At 74.2% G+C, this 15,681-nt stretch carries 12 protein-coding genes; 7 read left to right on the top strand and 5 right to left on the bottom strand.

Annotation, left to right across the window (positions count from 1 at the left end):
- Positions 1-61: 61 nt before the first annotated feature.
- Positions 62-1,510: a hypothetical protein gene (locus ACEZDE_RS24795; RefSeq protein WP_380539879.1), complete on the bottom strand. Its 1,449-nt coding sequence runs from the start codon at positions 1,508-1,510 to the stop codon at positions 62-64.
- Positions 1,511-1,673: 163 nt separating this feature from the next.
- On the opposite strand from ACEZDE_RS24795, the gene ACEZDE_RS24790 reads away from it, so the two are divergent.
- The 3 genes from ACEZDE_RS24790 to ACEZDE_RS24780 all read left to right on the top strand — a co-directional run bounded on the left by ACEZDE_RS24790 (position 1,674) and on the right by ACEZDE_RS24780 (position 5,308).
- Positions 1,674-2,762, top strand: coding sequence for an S-(hydroxymethyl)mycothiol dehydrogenase (locus tag ACEZDE_RS24790; protein ID WP_380539876.1), 1,089 nt, complete (start codon positions 1,674-1,676; stop codon positions 2,760-2,762).
- Positions 2,762-3,403: an MBL fold metallo-hydrolase gene (locus tag ACEZDE_RS24785; protein WP_380539873.1), complete on the top strand. Its 642-nt coding sequence runs from the start codon at positions 2,762-2,764 to the stop codon at positions 3,401-3,403. Before ACEZDE_RS24790 ends, ACEZDE_RS24785 begins: the two co-directional genes overlap by 1 nt.
- Positions 3,404-3,679: 276 nt before the next feature.
- Complete coding sequence (locus tag ACEZDE_RS24780; RefSeq protein WP_380539870.1) at positions 3,680-5,308, top strand: BCCT family transporter; 1,629 nt, start codon at positions 3,680-3,682, stop codon at positions 5,306-5,308.
- Between the two features lie 49 nt (positions 5,309-5,357).
- Here the strand turns inward: ACEZDE_RS24780 and ACEZDE_RS24775 are convergent, their stop codons facing one another.
- The 4 genes from ACEZDE_RS24775 to ACEZDE_RS24760 all read right to left on the bottom strand — a co-directional run bounded on the left by ACEZDE_RS24775 (position 5,358) and on the right by ACEZDE_RS24760 (position 9,992).
- The gene (locus ACEZDE_RS24775; RefSeq protein ID WP_380539867.1) at positions 5,358-6,416 is read right to left on the bottom strand and encodes a phosphotransferase family protein; all 1,059 of its coding nucleotides are present in this window, start codon (positions 6,414-6,416) and stop codon (positions 5,358-5,360) included.
- An 83-nt stretch (positions 6,417-6,499) separates the two neighbouring features.
- Entirely contained in the window at positions 6,500-7,591 is a 1,092-nt protein-coding gene (locus ACEZDE_RS24770; protein ID WP_380539864.1) for an ATP-grasp domain-containing protein, read from the bottom strand.
- 273 nt (positions 7,592-7,864) lie between these two features.
- The gene (locus ACEZDE_RS24765; protein ID WP_380539861.1) at positions 7,865-9,610 is read right to left on the bottom strand and encodes an AMP-binding protein; all 1,746 of its coding nucleotides are present in this window, start codon (positions 9,608-9,610) and stop codon (positions 7,865-7,867) included.
- Positions 9,611-9,713: 103 nt separating this feature from the next.
- The gene (locus ACEZDE_RS24760) at positions 9,714-9,992 is read right to left on the bottom strand and encodes an HPr family phosphocarrier protein (RefSeq protein ID WP_380539858.1); all 279 of its coding nucleotides are present in this window, start codon (positions 9,990-9,992) and stop codon (positions 9,714-9,716) included.
- A 284-nt stretch (positions 9,993-10,276) separates the two neighbouring features.
- On the opposite strand from ACEZDE_RS24760, the gene ACEZDE_RS24755 reads away from it, so the two are divergent.
- The 4 genes from ACEZDE_RS24755 to ACEZDE_RS24740 all read left to right on the top strand — a co-directional run bounded on the left by ACEZDE_RS24755 (position 10,277) and on the right by ACEZDE_RS24740 (position 15,674).
- Positions 10,277-13,039 carry a bifunctional acetate--CoA ligase family protein/GNAT family N-acetyltransferase gene (locus ACEZDE_RS24755; protein WP_380539855.1) on the top strand — a complete coding sequence of 921 codons (2,763 nt, stop codon included), beginning with the start codon at positions 10,277-10,279 and terminating at the stop codon, positions 13,037-13,039.
- An 81-nt stretch (positions 13,040-13,120) separates the two neighbouring features.
- Entirely contained in the window at positions 13,121-13,711 is a 591-nt protein-coding gene (locus ACEZDE_RS24750; RefSeq protein ID WP_380539853.1) for a DUF5998 family protein, read from the top strand.
- 81 nt (positions 13,712-13,792) lie between these two features.
- On the top strand, positions 13,793-14,977 hold the full coding sequence (locus tag ACEZDE_RS24745; protein ID WP_380539850.1) for an alkaline phosphatase family protein: 1,185 nt from the start codon (positions 13,793-13,795) through the stop codon (positions 14,975-14,977).
- Complete coding sequence (locus ACEZDE_RS24740; RefSeq protein ID WP_380539847.1) at positions 14,970-15,674, top strand: thymidine kinase; 705 nt, start codon at positions 14,970-14,972, stop codon at positions 15,672-15,674. The genes ACEZDE_RS24745 and ACEZDE_RS24740 overlap by 8 nt, the downstream gene beginning before the upstream one ends.
- The last annotated feature ends 7 nt before the right edge of the window (positions 15,675-15,681 follow it).

The following is a 15,681-nucleotide window of genomic DNA, read 5'->3' as shown; positions in this document are numbered from 1 at the left end:
CGTCGGAGACGGTTCGGGCGAGTGGGGCCGTACAGGTCCGGCCAGGGCGGTACCGGCCGGCTCAGCCGATGGCTGGGTAGGCCGTGACCGGGGCGCCGCTCGTGGTGGGGGCGGTCAGGCCTACGTCGCCGTCGAGGAGGGACGGGGCGATGCCCGGGGTGGAGCCGCGGTCGGCGCCGGTTCGGGCGTTGAGGACCACCGGGCCCGCCGCGGTCGAGCCGTACACCGCGCCGTGCCAGGCGGCGGTGACGGTGGGGACGGCGCGGCCCGGTGCGGTGGGGAGTTGCCAGACCAGCTTGCCGCTGGCGGCGTCGAGGCCGAAGAGGCGGTCGCCGGAGCCGCCCAGCCCGGTGGAGTCATGGCCGGTGCACAGCAGCATCGAGGCGCCGTCGTAGGTGCAGGCGGACGGGTCCGTCCCGGCCCGGGGGAGGGCGGCCTTCTTCCCGTCGGCGGTGTCGACCAGGTAGGCGAAGGCGCTGCCGTCGCCGTAGTCGGTGCCGGTCACCACGACCTTGCCCGGGGCGGCCGGGCCGATGCCGACCGTGTCGGCGTCCAGTTCCTTCCAGACCCGGGTGCCGTCGGTGGCGTCCAGCGCGGCGACCGCGCTCTCCTTGCCGATCGGGTCCCCGGTGTGCGCGGCGATCCGGCCGACCGCCATTCCGCCGGTGACCGCCTCGGCGGCGAAGCCGTCCTGGTGCCACAGGATCTGGTGCTTCATCAGGTCGATGCCGAGGGTCGTGCCGATCACACCGGTACCGGACACCCGGACCACGGCCACGTTCCCGGTGACGCCGACGACGGTCGCGCCCAGGTCGGCGGTCGTGCCGTCGGAGGCCCAGGCCGGGAGCCCGCCCACGGTCGCGGTCCAGACGGTCTGCCGGGTGGAGGTGTCCACCGCGTCGAGTTCCACCCCGGTCCCGGCCGGGGTGCTGCCCTGGGCGGCGGCGGTCACCAGGAACGGGACCAGCGCCAGCGACAACGTGCTGTCGCCGATCACGGCGACCAGGGGGGCGGACACCGGCCCGGCGGCCGTCGCGCCGGTGGCACTGTTCGCGTCGGCCAGCGGTCGGCCCTGCGGGCGGATGGTGTCCAGGGTCTTGCCGGTGCCGGTGTCCACGACCTCCAGGGAGGCGGTCCCGGCGATGTAGGCGTCGGCGCCGTGCAGCGCGATGGGCAGCGGGGAGGCGGCGGTGCCGACGGCGGTGCTGGTGCCGCTGTGACCGGGGGCCCCGGTTGTCCCGGGGACTCCGGTGCCTCCGGCGTTCCCGTTCCCGTCCCCGGTCGGGAGTCGGACGCCGTGGGCCGCGAACCGGGTTGGCGGGTTGTACCGGCCCCCGGCCGGGTCGGCCGGCGGGGTCAGGGTCGAGGTCGGCAGCAGGGTGGCGCTGCCGTCGGCGCCCCCGCCGCCCGTGCCGCCTCCGCAGCCGCAGGCCAGCAGCAGCACGGCCGCGGCGATCGCCCCGCGGATGCCCGCGCGCGCGTACGTCCTGGCTCCTCGCCGTGCCCGCATCCGCGCATCCCTCTCACACCCTCGTCCGGGGCCCGCCGCCCTGATCGCATCCTACGAGGCCGAGGTCCCGCCGCCGGTGCTACCGGCCGGTCGGGCTCTAAGGTTCCCTTACCAGCACCTGTTCCAGCACCTGATTCCAGCACGAGTGAGGGAGAACGCGGCCATGCCCCAGCGCGTACGCGGAGTGATCGCCCCCGGCAAGGGCGAGCCGGTCCGGATCGAGACGGTCGTGGTCCCCGACCCGGGCCCCGGGGAGGCCGTGGTGCAGGTGCAGGCCTGCGGCGTCTGCCACACCGACCTGCACTACCGCGAGGGCGGGATCAACGACGACTTCCCGTTCCTGCTCGGGCACGAGGCCGCCGGGATCGTGGAGACGGTGGGCGACGGGGTGACCGAGGTCGCCCCCGGCGACTTCGTGATCCTCAACTGGCGCGCGGTCTGCGGACAGTGCCGGGCCTGCCTGCGCGGTCGGCCGCAGTACTGCTTCAACACCCACAACGCCCGGCAGAAGATGGCCCTGGAGGACGGGACCGAGCTGTCGCCCGCCCTCGGCATCGGCGCGTTCGCCGAGAAGACCCTGGTCGCGGCCGGGCAGTGCACCAAGGTCGATCCGGCCGCCTCCCCGGCCGCGGCCGGGCTGCTCGGCTGCGGGGTGATGGCGGGCCTGGGCGCCGCGGTCAACACCGGCGGTGTCTCGCGCGGAGACACGGTGGCCGTCATCGGCTGCGGCGGGGTCGGCAACGCCGCGATCATGGGCGCCCGGCTGGCCGGGGCCTCGCGGATCATCGCCGTCGACATCGACGACAGCAAGCTCGCCACCGCGCTGCGCCTCGGCGCGACGCACACCGTCAACTCCCGCTCCGGCGGCGACCCGGTCGAGGCGGTCCGCGAGCTGACCGGCGGCAACGGCGCGGACGTGGTGATCGAGGCGGTCGGCCGCCCGGAGACCTACCGGCAGGCCTTCTACGCCCGTGACCTGGCCGGGACCGTGGTCCTGGTCGGGGTGCCGACGCCGGAGATGACCCTGGAGCTGCCGCTGCTGGACGTGTTCGGGCGCGGCGGCTCGCTGAAGTCCTCCTGGTACGGCGACTGCCTGCCGTCGCGGGACTTCCCGATGCTGATCGACCTCTATCTGCAGGGCCGCCTCGACCTGGACGCCTTCGTCTCGGAGACGATCGGGCTCGACGACGTCGAGGCGGCGTTCGCCCGGATGCAGCGCGGCGAGGTGCTCCGTTCGGTGGTGCTGTTCTGATGCCGAACCCCCTCGTCCCGCGCATCGAGCACCTGGTCACCTCCGGCAGTTTCGACCTGGACGGCGGCAGCTGGCAGGTCGACAACAACGTCTGGCTGGTCGGCGACGACAGCGAGGTTCTGGTGATCGACGCCGCGCACGACGCCGACGCCATCGCCGCCGCGGTCGGCGCCCGCCGCCTGGTCGCCATCGTCTGCACGCACGCCCACAACGACCACATCGACGCGGCCCCCGCCCTGGCCGAGCGGACCGGCGCGCCGGTGCTGCTGCACCCGGACGACCTCCCACTGTGGAAGCAGACCCATCCCGACCGGGACCCGGACCAGCCGCTGACGGACGGTCAGCGGCTCACCGTGGCCGGCGCCGAGCTCACCGTCCTGCACACCCCCGGGCACAGCCCCGGGGCGGTCTGCCTGTACGCGCCCGCGCTGGGCACGCTGTTCTCCGGCGACACCCTCTTCTGCGGCGGTCCGGGGGCGACCGGCCGCTCGTACTCGCACTTCCCGACCATCATCGACTCCATCCGGGACCGGCTGCTCACGCTCCCGCCGGGGACGGTGGTCCGCACCGGCCACGGCGACCCCACCACGATCGGGGCCGAGGCCCCGCACCTGGACGAGTGGATCGCCCGGGGCCACTGACCCGGCGTCACGCATCGTCCTCACACCAGGCACCCGGCACCAGGCACCCGGCACCAGGCACCCGGCACCCGGCACCCGGCACCCGGCACCCGGCACCCGGCACCCGGCACCCGGCACCGGGCACCGGGCACAAGACACCCGGCACCAGGCACCCCCGGCGCCACGCGTCCCACGCCCTTGCGCGCGCCTTCCCTGAGCGGCCGGGTCTTCTCGGCATAGTGGATATGACGGTATTTGTCAGCTCATACTCCGCTCAGGGAAGGTGCGGCGAACCCGATGCCAGCCACCAGCAGCGACCACCAGGACGACGCACCGGCGCACGACTTCCCAGTGGACCGGGTCGTCTTCGGCATCGGCGCGGTGGCGGTGCTCGCCGTGGTCGCCTGGGGGGCGTTCGCCGAGGGCTCCCTCGACCGCGCCTCGACCACCGGCCTGGGCTGGGTGCTGCACAACTTCGGCTGGCTGTTCGTAGTCGCCGCCGATGTCTTCCTGGTGGTCTGCGTGCTGCTCGCGTTCAGCCGCTACGGCCGGATCCGGCTCGGCGCGGACGACGACGAGCCCGAGTTCACCACGCTGGCCTGGGTCGCCATGATGTTCAGCGCGGGCATGGGCATCGGCCTGATGTTCTACGGCGTCGGCGAGCCGCTCCAGCACTACGCGGCGCCCCCGCCCGGCACCGGGGTCCAGCCGCTGACCCCCGCCGCCGCGCAGGTCGCGCTGCAGTACGCGCTGTTCCACTGGACCCTGCAGCCCTGGGCGATCTACGGGGTCGGCGGCCTGGCCCTGGCCTACGCGACCTTCCGCAAGGGCCGCGGCAACCGGATCAGCTCTGCCTTCGTGCCGCTGCTCGGCGAGCGCGGGGCGCGCGGCTGGCCGGGCCGGGCGATCGACCTGCTGGCCGTCTTCGCCACCGTGTTCGGCTCGGCCACCAGCCTCGGCCTGGGCGCGCTCCAGGTGGCCCAGGGGCTCGGGGTGATCGCCAGTGTCAAAGACTCCAAGCCGGTCGAGCTGATCATCATCGGCGCGCTCACCGCGGCGTTCGTGCTCTCCGCCTTCTCCGGGGTGCACCGCGGCATCAAATGGCTGAGCACGGCGAATGTGGTGCTGGCCGCGGTGATCATGCTCTTCGTCTTCGTCCTCGGCCCCACCGTGTACGTGCTGGACGCGGTCCCGGCCACCCTCGGCGGCTACCTCAGCGACCTGCTCACCATGTCCACCCGCACCGGCGCCTTCACCGACGAGGACTGGCTCGGCGCCTGGACCATCTTCTACTGGGCCTGGTGGCTGTCCTGGGCGCCCTTCGTCGGCACCTTCATCGCCCGTATCTCGCGCGGCCGGACCGTCCGCCAGTTCCTGCTGGGCGTGCTGCTGGTGCCCAGCGGCGGGACGGTGCTCTGGTTCTGCGTCATGGGCGGCAGCGCGATCCGGCTGGACGCGACCGGGGCCGCCAAGCTGGTGGACACCGCGACCGGCGCGGGCGGCGCCGAGGCCGCGCTGTTCGGACTGCTCAAGGCGCTGCCGCTGGGGTCGATCACCAGCGTGGTGGCGGTGGTCCTGGTGATGACCTACTTCATCACCAGCGCCGACTCGGCCTCGCTGGTGCTGGGCTCACTGTCGCAGGGCGGGGCACTGCACCCGCGCACCTGGCTGGTCGTCACCTGGGGGGTGCTGATGGGCGCGGTCGCCGCGGTGCTGCTGGTCGCCGGAGGGCTTGAGGCGCTGCAACGGGCGACCATCCTGGTCGCGCTGCCGTTCGTGCTGGTGATGCTGGCGCTGTGCCTGGCCCTGGTGAAGGAACTGCGCACCGACCCGGCCGCGGCCCCGTCCCGGCTGCACGGCCACCCGCAGGGCCTCGCCGCCGCCGTCCGCGCTGCGGTGGGCGACGCGCTGGCCGGGCGGGAGTGACCAACCGGCCCGCTCAGCCGGTTCAGCCCGCTTGGCCGGTTCAGCCCGCTCAGCCCTTGCGGACCGCGGCCACCGCGGCCACCGCCGCGCGGAGCAGTTCGGCGCGGTGGGTGTTGCCGGCGGCGTGGGCGGGGGCGTCCATGCCCCGGGTCGGTATCTCGACGTTCATCACCAGGTAGAGCCACAGCCGGTAGAGCCGGATCCGGGCCACCTCGGCGTGGTCCAGCGGCTTGCCCCCGGTCGCGGAGGCGTAGCCGCGGAGCAGCGGGTGGTCGGGCTCGTCCTCGATCGCCCCGAACAGGACCGGGGAGACCAGGTCCACCAGCGGATCGCCGTACAGGCAGCGCTCGCCGTCGACCAGACCGCTCAGCCGCAGGGCGCCTGCGGCTGAGCCCACGCCAGCGCCCGTGCCCGTGCCAGCAGCTGAGCCCGAACCCGCGCCCGAAGCGTCCGGGGCGGCCAGGACGTTGCCGTCCCAGAGGTCGAAGTGGACCAGGGCCGGACGGGTCACCGGCTCCAGTGCGTCCGCCGCCGCGGCGACGGTGCGGGCGATCTCCGTGGCGGGCACCGGCAGCGTCCAGCCCAGCCGGTCCGCGTCGGCCAGCAGGTCGTCGACGATGCCGAGGTAGGCCGCGCGCCAGGTCGCCGCCCGCCGCCGGCCCTCGCCCGGGTAGCCGAACTCCGGTCCCTCCAGGGCGTGCACCCGCGCCAGCGCCGCGCCCAACTGCCGCCGTACGCCGGCGTCGCGCGGTCCGGCGGACAGCTCGCTCAGCGGGGTGCCGGGCAGCAGCGACATCACCATCCAGTCGCCGTCGCAGCGGGACCGGTCGGTGCCGTGGTGCAGCACCTCGGGGACCGGCAGGTCCGGTAGCTCCCGGGCGATCCGGGCGAAGTAGTCCGCCTCCACGGCGAGCAGGCCGCGCTCATAGCCGAGCAGCTCGGCGTCCGGCGGCGGCGAGGTCTTCAGCACCACCGCGGAACCGTCGTCCAGCAGCACCTTCCAGACCGCGGCGAACCCGCCCCCGCCCAGCTCGGCCGCCCCGGTGACCCGCACCGAGGGAGCCAGCGCGGGCCGGACCAGCTCACCGACCTGATCAACCGTCAGCACCCGCCGGGTCGGACTCTGGCCCGGACCCGGACCCGGACTCTGACCTGGACTCTGACCTGGACTCGGGCCCTGACTCGAACTGCTCACAGCACGGTTCCGGTCACCGCCGCCTCGGCCGGGAACCGCGGCATCGGGATCGGCAGTTGCGGCGCCAGCGCCGGGTACGGCGTCGCGATCAGGGTGTAGTCCTCGCCCACGGTCCGCACCGTGATCCCGGTCGGCTCCTGCCCCAGGGCCAACTGCATCGCCGCCCAGGGGAAGTTCACCCCGCACCGGGACAGCTGGTGCAGCCCGCCCGAGGGCCGGGTGTTGATGTCCAGCAGCATCGGTATGCCCCGGTGGTGCCGGAACTGAATGTTCGTCAGGTAGGCCAGGCCGAACGTCTCCACCAGCTGGACCGTCGGCTCCAGGTAGGCCGGGTCGAGGGTGAAGCCGCGGCGCCGTCCCTCCTTGCTGCGGCCGACCGCGCCGCGCAGCCGTCCGTCCGGTCCGGCCAGGCAGTCCACCGAGACCTCGGGACCGGCCAGGTGCGGCATCACCAGCCAGTCGACCGGGTGTTCGCGCCCGTCCCGCTCCAGCGCCGTCACCACGTCGTCGACCGGCACCTGCCAGGTGGGCGCACCGGCCAGCCGGGCCAGCGAGAACGGCTTGCGGGAGAGCATCCGGAAACCCTCGCCGCCCGCGCCGGTGACCGGCTTGAGGCAGGGCGCCCCGCCGTCCGCCTCGATCCGCTCGACCGCGTCCAGCAGCTCCGCCGCGTTCCGCACCCGCCACCACGGGGGAACCGGCAGCCCGGCCGCCGCCAGCCGCTGGTAGGCCGTCGCCTTGTCGCTGAACAGCTCGATCGCGGCGGCGGGCGGGCTCAGCACGGTCGTGCCGACGGCGGCGAAGTCCTCGCGGCGGGCAGCGACGGCCTGCTGGTGCAGCCGGGGGAGGAACAGCGTGATGCCCTGCCGCGAGCAGTAGTCCAGCGCGAACTCCACGTACGCCGCGGGGGAGAGGCCGTCGGGTTCCAGCGAGGAGACGTCGGCGGCCCGCAGCACCGGCGAGTCCGCGTCGACGTGGCTGGCGTGGATCTCCAGCTCGACGTCGTCCCGGTTCTCTCTCAACAGGCCGATGAAGAAGGCGTTCTCGGCGTAGGTGCGGTTCAGCCAGATGCGCAGCGGGTGGTTCACGCGGTGTCTCCAGGACGAAGGCCGGCAGGGCAGGGAAGGGCTTCGTGGCGACACTGGCCGACGGCACCCGCGGGCGTCGCTGCGGTCGCAGGCGTCGCGGGTGTCGTGGCCGTGGTCGAGTGCGACCTAACGTGCGGCAGGGGCGGGGAGACCTGGGCATCGGGGGGTCGTGGGCGTATCAGATCACGTCGCGGGGTGGTTGCGCGAGTGGGAGTTTCGTCATCCTCGCCGACGTCATCCGTTGTTAACACGAACCAGCAGGATCGGGGCCGGTCAGGGCGTCTCCCGCGGGAAGTCCTGCTCCCAGAACTCGGCCGGGCCGCGGGTCGGAGCCTCCGGCCCGCCGTGCAGTTCGTGCTCCCGGCCGCGCAGTTCGACCCGGCGGATCTTCCCGGAGACGGTCTTCGGCAGCTCCGCGAACTCGACCCGGCGGACCCGCTTGTACGGCGCGAGCCGCTCCCGGGCGAAGGCCAGCACCGACCGCGCGGTGTCCGCGTCCGGCCGGTGCCCGGGGGCGAGCACCAGGTACGCCTTGGGCACCGACAGCCGCACCGGATCCGGCGAGGGGACCACCGCGGCCTCGGCCACCGCCGGGTGCTCGACCAGCACGCTCTCCAACTCGAACGGGGAGATCCGGTAGTCGGAGGACTTGAACACGTCGTCGGTCCGTCCGACGTAGGTGATGTAGCCGTCGTCGTCGCGGAAGGCGACGTCGCCGGTGTGGTAGAAACCGCCGGCGGTGGCCTCGGCCTGTCGGGCCGGGTCGTCCTGATAGCCCGTCATCAGGCCCAGCGGCTCGCTGTCCAGCGGCAGGCACAGCTCGCCCTCCGCGCCCGAGCCGGTGACCTCGGCCCCGGTCAGCGGGTCCACCAGGGCGATCCGGTAGCCCGGCAGCGGCAGCCCCATGGAGCCCGGCTTCACCCGCAGTCCCGGCGGGTTGCCGATCTGCGCGGTGGTCTCGGTCTGGCCGAAGCCGTCCCTGAGCAGGATTCCCCAGGCGTCCCTGACCCGCTCGATCACTTCCGGGTTCAGCGGCTCCCCGGCCCCGACCAGCTCGCGCAGCGGGACCTTCCACTGGGCCAGGTCCTCCAGCACCAGCATCCGCCAGACCGTGGGCGGTGCGCAGAACGAGGTGACGCCATGGCGGACCATGGCGTCCAGGAGCGGCTTGGCCGCGAAGCGCGGCTGATTGACGATCAGGATCTCTGCCCCGGCGTTCCACGGCGCGAAGAAGTTGCTCCAGGCGTGCTTGGCCCAACCGGGTGAGGAGACGTTGAGGTGGACGTCGCCGGGGCGCAGCCCGATCCAGTACATGGTCGACAAGTGGCCCACCGGGTAGGAGCGGTGGGTGTGCTGGACCAGCTTGGGGCTGCTGGTGGTGCCGGAGGTGAAGTAGAGCAGCATCGGGTCCTCGGCCAGGGTCTCCCCGCGCGGCCGGAAAGCGCCGCTGTGCCGGTCCGCGTCGGCGTAGTCCAGCCAGCCCGCCGAGCCCTCGGTGGCCGCGCCGACCGCGATCCTGGTCCAGTCGCCGCCGATGCCCGCGAAGCGCTCGGCCAGCGTGCTCTGCGCCACCACGTGCCGGACCGCGCCGCGGTCCACCCGGTCGGCCAGGTCGTCGGGGGAGAGCAGGGTGCTGGCCGGGATGACCACAGCGCCCAGCTTGATCGCTGCGAGCATGGTCTCCCACAGCTCGACCTGGTTGCCGAGCAGCAGCAGCACATGGTCGCCGCGGCGCACGCCGAGGCCGTCCAGCCAGCCGGCCACCCGGTCCGAACGGCGGCTCAGCTCGGCGAAGCTCAGCGCGGTCTCGGCCAGGGTCGCGCCGTCGGCGTCCAGGTCGACCACCCGGAGCCCGATCGCCTCGTTGCCCGCCGCCTCGCGGTCGAACCAGTCCAGCGCCCAGTTGAACCGCTCGGCCCGGGGACGGGGGAAGTCCCGCGCGCCGTCGAGGTCCCCCCGGTGCTCCAGCAGATGGTCCCGCGCGGTCCTGAACTCCTCGTAGGCACGGCTGTCCACCACGGCGGGTCTCCCTCTCGAACGGCGCCACGTTGCGTCCCTGCGCACGCTCGCAGCGGACCGCCCCGGAGGTCAAGGCCTTCGGGGCGGTGGCGGGTCCGGCGCGCTACGCCGGGGGCAGTTCGTCCAGGCCCTCGCCGACCAGTTTGGCCAGGCGGTCCAGGGCGGCGTCAGCGCCGTCGGCGTCGGAGGCGAGCACCACCTCGTCGCCGCCTTCGGCGCCCAAGCCGAGGAGCGCCAGCATCGAGGCGGCGTTGACCGGGTTCCCGCCGGGCTTGCTGATGGTCACCGGCACGCCGACGGCGGTGGCCGCCCGGACGAAGACGGAGGCGGGACGGGCGTGCAGGCCCTCGGGCCAGCCGATGGTGACGTGGCGTTCGGCCATGGTGCGATGCCTTTCGGGTGGCATATGGGATGGTTCACCCCACCTTGCCCCGGAGCGCCGCCACCCGCACGCCGGGGCGGGGTCGCGCGTCGGTCGGGCCGCACGCCGGGGCTGTCTGCGCACCCGGGCCACCCGTACACCCGGGCCGCCGCACGCCAGGGCCACCCGACACCCGGGCCGTCCGCGCGCCAGGGCCACCCCGCGCGCTGGACCGCCCGCACCCCCGCCCCTCCCGTCCCGGGCCGGGCCGGGCCGGGCGGCCTGCCAGGTCGTAGGGTGGGGCCGTGAGTGAGCAGAGTCCGACCTACCCCTCCCACTGGGAGGCGGACATCGTGCTGCGCGACGGCGGCACCGCCCGGATCCGGCCGCTCACCCCGGACGACGCGGGCCGTCTGGTCGCCTTCTACACCGACGTCTCGGACCGGTCGAAGTACTACCGGTTCTTCGCCCCCTACCCCCGGCTGTCCGACCGGGACGTCCACCGGTTCACCCACCACGACTACGTCAACCGGGTCGGTCTCGCGGTCCTGGTCCGGGACGAGATCATCGCCACGGTCCGGTTCGACCGGATCGACGACACCGGCAGGCCGAGCGAGGACAGCACCGACGCCGAGGTCGCCTTCCTGGTCCAGGACGCGCACCAGGGCCGCGGTGTCGCCTCGGCACTGCTGGAGCACATCGCCGCGGTAGCCCGCGAGCGCGGCATCCGCCGCTTCATCGCCGAGGTGCTGCCGGACAACCGGACCATGGGCAAGGTCTTCACCGACGCCGGCTACACCCAGCACCGCAGCTTCGCCGAAGGGGTGATGCACTTCGAGCTGGACCTGGAGCCCACCGAGGAGTCGCTCGCGGTGATGCGCTCGCGCGAGCACCGCGCCGAGGCCCGGTCCACCCAGCGGCTGCTGGCCCCCGGCTCAGTCGCGGTGGTCGGCGCCGGACGCGACCCGCGCGGCGTCGGCCGCAGCGTGCTCACCAACCTCCTCGCCGCCGGGTTCGCCGGGCGGCTCCAGGCGGTCAACCGCAACGCGGGCGGGCGGACCGAGCTGGACGGCGTCCCCGGCGTCCCGCTCCGCGCCACGCTGGCCGAACTGCCGTACCCGGTCGACCTGGCCGTGGTCGCGGTCCCGGCCGACCAGGTGCCCGCGGTGGTCGCCGAGTGCGGCGCGCACGGCGTCCAGGGCCTGGTGGTGGTCACCGCCGGGTACGCCGAGACCGGGGCCGCGGGGCGGGAGCGGCAGCGCGACCTGGTCCGGCAGGCCCGTGCCGCCGGGATGCGGGTGATCGGCCCCAACGCCTTCGGCCTGGTCAACACCGACCCCGCGGTGCGGCTGAACGCCTCGCTCTCGCCGCAGCTGCCCGAGGCGGGCGGGCTCGGGATCTTCAGCCAGTCCGGCGCGATCGGCGCGGCCCTGCTGGAGGCCGCGCACCGGCGCGGGCTCGGCCTGTCCAGCTTCGCCTCCGCGGGCAACCGCGCCGACGTCTCCGGCAACGACCTGCTGCAGTACTGGGAGGAGGACCCGGCCACCCGGGTGCTGCTGCTCTACCTGGAGTCCTTCGGCAACCCGCGCAAGTTCAGCCGGATCGCTCGCCGGGTGGCCGCTGCCAAGCCGATCGTGGTGATCAAGGGCGGACGGCACACCGGCAGCATCCCGGCCGGCCACGCCGCCGCGCTCACCCGGATCGACGACCGCAGCGTGGACACCCTGTTCCAACAGGCGGGCGTGCTCCGGGTGGACACCATCACCGAGCTGTACGACGCGGCCGACCTGCTGGTGCACCAGCCGCTGCCGCCCGGCGACCGGATCGCGGTGGTCGGCAACTCCGACTCGCTCGGACTGCTCACCCACGACGCCGCGCTCAGCGCCGGGCTGCGTCCGCTGCTGCCGCACGACCTCACCACCAGCGCCACCCCCGAGGACTTCACCGCCGGACTCGACGCCGCGATCGACCGCCCCGACAGCGACGTGGTGGTGGCCGTGGTGATCCCGCCGATCGGCGTCGGCGCGCTGCCGTACTTCCCCGGCTCGGGCCTGCTGGAGTCGGCCGGGGCGGTCCGGGCCGAGGACGCCGCCGCCGACGCCCGGGAGTCCGCCCCCTTCGCTGACGCGCTGTCAGCAGCCGCCGACCGCGCCGCCGCCGCGGGCAAGCCGCTGCTGCTGATCCACCTGGCGCTGCCGGCCCTGGCCGAGCAGCTGCGGGGGCGGCTGCCCAGCTACCCCCGCCCGGAACGCGCGGTGCGGGCACTGGCCCTGGCCACCCGGCACGCGGCCTGGCGCCGCGACCACGCCGAGACCGGACGGATTCCCGACCTCGAACGGGTGGCCGAGGGCCCGGCCCGGCGCCAGGTCGCCGCGGCGCTGGCGGACGCGCCCGAGGTCGAGCTGGACGAGGCCGCCGTCGCCACCCTGCTCGCCCACTACGGCATCGACCTGCTCCGCACCCTGCCCGCGGCGGACGAGCGGAGCGCGGTCCAGGCCGCGCGCAGCCTCGGCTACCCGGTCGCGCTCAAGGCCACCAGCCCGGCCCTGCGGCACCGGCCCGACCTCGGGTCGGTCCGGCTCGACCTCACCAGCAAGGCCGAACTGCAACGCGCCCACCAGGAGACCACCGCGCTGCTGGGTCCGGACGCCCGGTTGGTGGTGCAGCGGATGGCGCCGCGCGGCGTCGACACCACCGTCTCCGCGACCGTCGACCCGGCGGTCGGCGCGATCCTCTCCTTCGGCCTGGCCGGGGCCGCGTCCGAGCTGCTCGGCGACTTGGCGCACCGGCTGGTCCCGGCCACCGACCGGGACGCGGCCGGGCTGGTCCGGGAGATCAAGGCCGCGCCGCTGCTGTTCGGTTGGCGCGGCGCGGAGCCGGTCGACACCGCCGCCCTGGAGGAACTGCTGCTCCGGGTGTCGCAGCTGGTGGACGACCTCCCGGAGGTGGCCGCGCTGACGCTGGAGCCGGTGGTGGTCGCCCCGCACGGCCTCGCCGTGCTCGGCGCGACCGTCCGGCTGGCCCGTCTCCCGGCCCGCACCGACCTCGGGCCGCGGGCCCTCGGGTAGTCCGGCGCACCGGAAGCAGCGGGCGCGGCCACACCGGGAACGGTGGCGCGCGCCGTCGGCAGTACGTGCCAGGATGGAGTCATGGCGAAGACCGGAACGACCACCACCCAGGGGCTGCGCTCCGCGATCGAGCGCAGCGGCTACTACCCGACCCTCGTCATCGAGGCGGTCGAGTCCGCCGTCGGGGCCGAGCCGGTCTCCGCCTACCTGGTCCACCAGGAGACCACCTTCGACGCCAACGAGGTGCGTCGGCACGTCACCGTGCTGGTGCTGACCGAGGGCCGGTTCATCGTCAGCCACACCGACGAGCAGGGCGCCGACGACAGCTCCCCGGTGCCGTACGCGACCACCTCCACCGAGAGCGTGCGGATCGACCGGATCTCCTCGGTCGTGGTCAGCCGGGTGGTCGCCAACCCGGAGACGTACACCCGGGGCCGGCTGCCGCGCGAGGTGGTGCTGACCATCGGCTGGGGCGCGGTGTCCCGGATCGACCTGGAGCCCGCCGCCTGCGGCGACCCCAACTGCGAGGCCGACCACGGCTACACCGGCTCCGCGACCGCGGACGACCTGTCGCTGCGGGTCAGCGAGGCCGGGGACGGTCCGGAGACCGTCGCCCAGGCGCTGACCTTCGCGCACGCCCTGTCCGAGGCCACGGTGGCCGCCGGGGCCTGACCGCCGCCGAGCCCCGACCCGCCTCAGCCACCCTCCCGCGAGGACCCGCCTCCGGTGCAGCCCGCCTCCAGTGAAGACCAGATGACACTCCCCATCGTGCTCGACCCTGCCGCCGCGCCCGCCCCGGCGTACGGCTCCGCCGCTCTCTGCGACCTGCTGCCCGCCGTGGCGCACGGCCTCGGGATGACCACCGCGGACTGGCCCGACCTGCCCGGGACCGGGCTCGCGCTGCCGCCCGCGGACCGGGTCTGCGTCTTCCTGGTGGACGGCCTGGGCTGGGAGCTGCTGCGCGCGCACCCGGCCGAAGCACCGTTCCTGCACTCGCTGCTGGGCAGTTCGCTGGGCGGCAGCGGCCGGCCGATCACCGCGGGCTTCCCGGCGACGACGGCGACCAGCCTCGCGTCCGTCGGCACCGGGCTGCCGCCGGGTCAGCACGGCCTGGCCGGGTACATGGTGCGGATACCGGGCGAGCGCCGGCTGATGAACCAGCTCCGCTGGCAGCCGCACGTCAACCCGCGCAGCTGGCAGCCCTATCCCACCGTGTTCCGGCTGGCCGAGCGGGCCGGGGTGGCCGCCTACCAGGTGTCCTCGCCGAAGTTCGAGTTCACCCCGCTGACCGAGGTCGCCCTGGCCGGCGGCACCTTCCTCGGACGGCTGCCCGGCGAGGAGCGGATGGACCTCGCCGCCGACCGGCTGGCGAGCGCCGACCGCAGCCTGGTCTACACGTACTACAGCGAGTTGGACGGCATGGGCCACCGCTACGGCGTGGACTCGGACGCCTGGCGCGGCCAGCTGATGATGGTGGACCGGCTGGCCCAGCGGCTGGCCGAGCAGCTGCCGCCGCGGTCGGCGCTCTACGTCACCGCCGACCACGGCATGATCGACATCGCCCCGGAGCAGCGGGTCGACTTCGACGAGGACGCCGAGCTGAGGTCCGGGGTCCTGCTGCTCGGCGGCGAGGGCCGGGCCCGGCACGTCTACGCGGTGGACGGTGCGGCCGACGACGTCTTCACGGTGTGGAGCGAGGTGCTCGGCGAGCAGATGTGGGTCGCCACCCGGGACCAGGCCATCGCGGCCGGCTGGTTCGGCCCCACCGTCGACGAGCGGGTGTACCAGCGGATCGGCGACGTGGTGGCGGCGGCGAAGGAGGACATGGCGGTGATCGCCACCCGGCGCGAGCCGGGCGAGTCGGCGATGGTCGGGCTGCACGGCTCGATGACCCCGGTCGAGCAGCTGGTGCCGCTGCTGGAGGTGCGCCGTGGCTGAACTGGTGTTCTTCTCCGGCACGATGGACTGCGGAAAGTCCACCCTGGCCCTGCAGATGGACCACAACCACAGCGCGCGCGGCCGGCAGGGCCTGATCTTCACCCGCAACGACCGGGCCGGGACCGGCACCCTCTCCTCCCGGCTCGGCCTGGCCACCCAGGCGGTCGAGGTCAGGGACGGACTGGACTTCCACGCCCATGTGGTGGCCGAGCTCTCGGCCGGGGGCCGCTGCGACTACCTGATCTGCGACGAGGCCCAGTTCTTCACGGTCGAGCAGGTGGACCAGCTGGCCCGGGTGGTGGACGACCTCGGCGTGGACGTCTTCACCTTCGGGATCACCACCGACTTCCGCACCCGGCTCTTCCCCGGCTCGCAGCGGCTGGTCGAACTCGCGGACCGGGTCGAGGTGCTGCAGGTCGAGGCGCTCTGCTGGTGCGGCGCGCGGGCCACCCACAACGCCCGCACCATCGACGGCGTGATGGTGGTCGAGGGCGCGCAGGTGGTGGTCGGCGACGTGGCGGCGCGGAACGACACGGTCGGCTACGAGGTGCTCTGCCGGCGGCACTACCAGCGGCGGATGACCGCGGCGACCTCCGGCTCCGGTACCCTCTCCCCGGACGTCCTGCCGTTCGAGTCCCAGCAGCGGCAGTCCCAGGACCAGCAGCCGCAGGAGCAGCAGCCGCAGCAGGCGCGCTGAGCGGGCG

It is taken from the genome of Streptacidiphilus cavernicola (genome assembly GCF_042510955.1).
In the GTDB taxonomy this organism is placed as follows: domain Bacteria; phylum Actinomycetota; class Actinomycetes; order Streptomycetales; family Streptomycetaceae; genus Streptacidiphilus; species Streptacidiphilus cavernicola.
The sequence above is the reverse complement of the archived record's forward strand: the minus strand, read 5'-3'. Positions and strand labels throughout refer to the sequence as shown.

Bases quoted from the DNA above. Each gene is read 5' to 3' on its own strand.
- ACEZDE_RS24785 (WP_380539873.1), top strand. From the start codon at position 2,762: ATGCCGAACCCCCTCGTCCCGCGCATCGAGCACCTGGTCACCTCCGGC.
- ACEZDE_RS24780 (WP_380539870.1), top strand. From the start codon at position 3,680: ATGCCAGCCACCAGCAGCGACCACCAGGACGACGCACCGGCGCACGAC.
- ACEZDE_RS24745 (WP_380539850.1), top strand. From the start codon at position 13,793: ATGACACTCCCCATCGTGCTCGACCCTGCCGCCGCGCCCGCCCCGGCG.
- ACEZDE_RS24795 (WP_380539879.1), bottom strand. From the start codon at position 1,510: ATGCGGGCACGGCGAGGAGCCAGGACGTACGCGCGCGCGGGCATCCGC.
- ACEZDE_RS24790 (WP_380539876.1), top strand. From the start codon at position 1,674: ATGCCCCAGCGCGTACGCGGAGTGATCGCCCCCGGCAAGGGCGAGCCG.
- ACEZDE_RS24750 (WP_380539853.1), top strand. From the start codon at position 13,121: ATGGCGAAGACCGGAACGACCACCACCCAGGGGCTGCGCTCCGCGATC.
- ACEZDE_RS24760 (WP_380539858.1), bottom strand. From the start codon at position 9,992: ATGGCCGAACGCCACGTCACCATCGGCTGGCCCGAGGGCCTGCACGCC.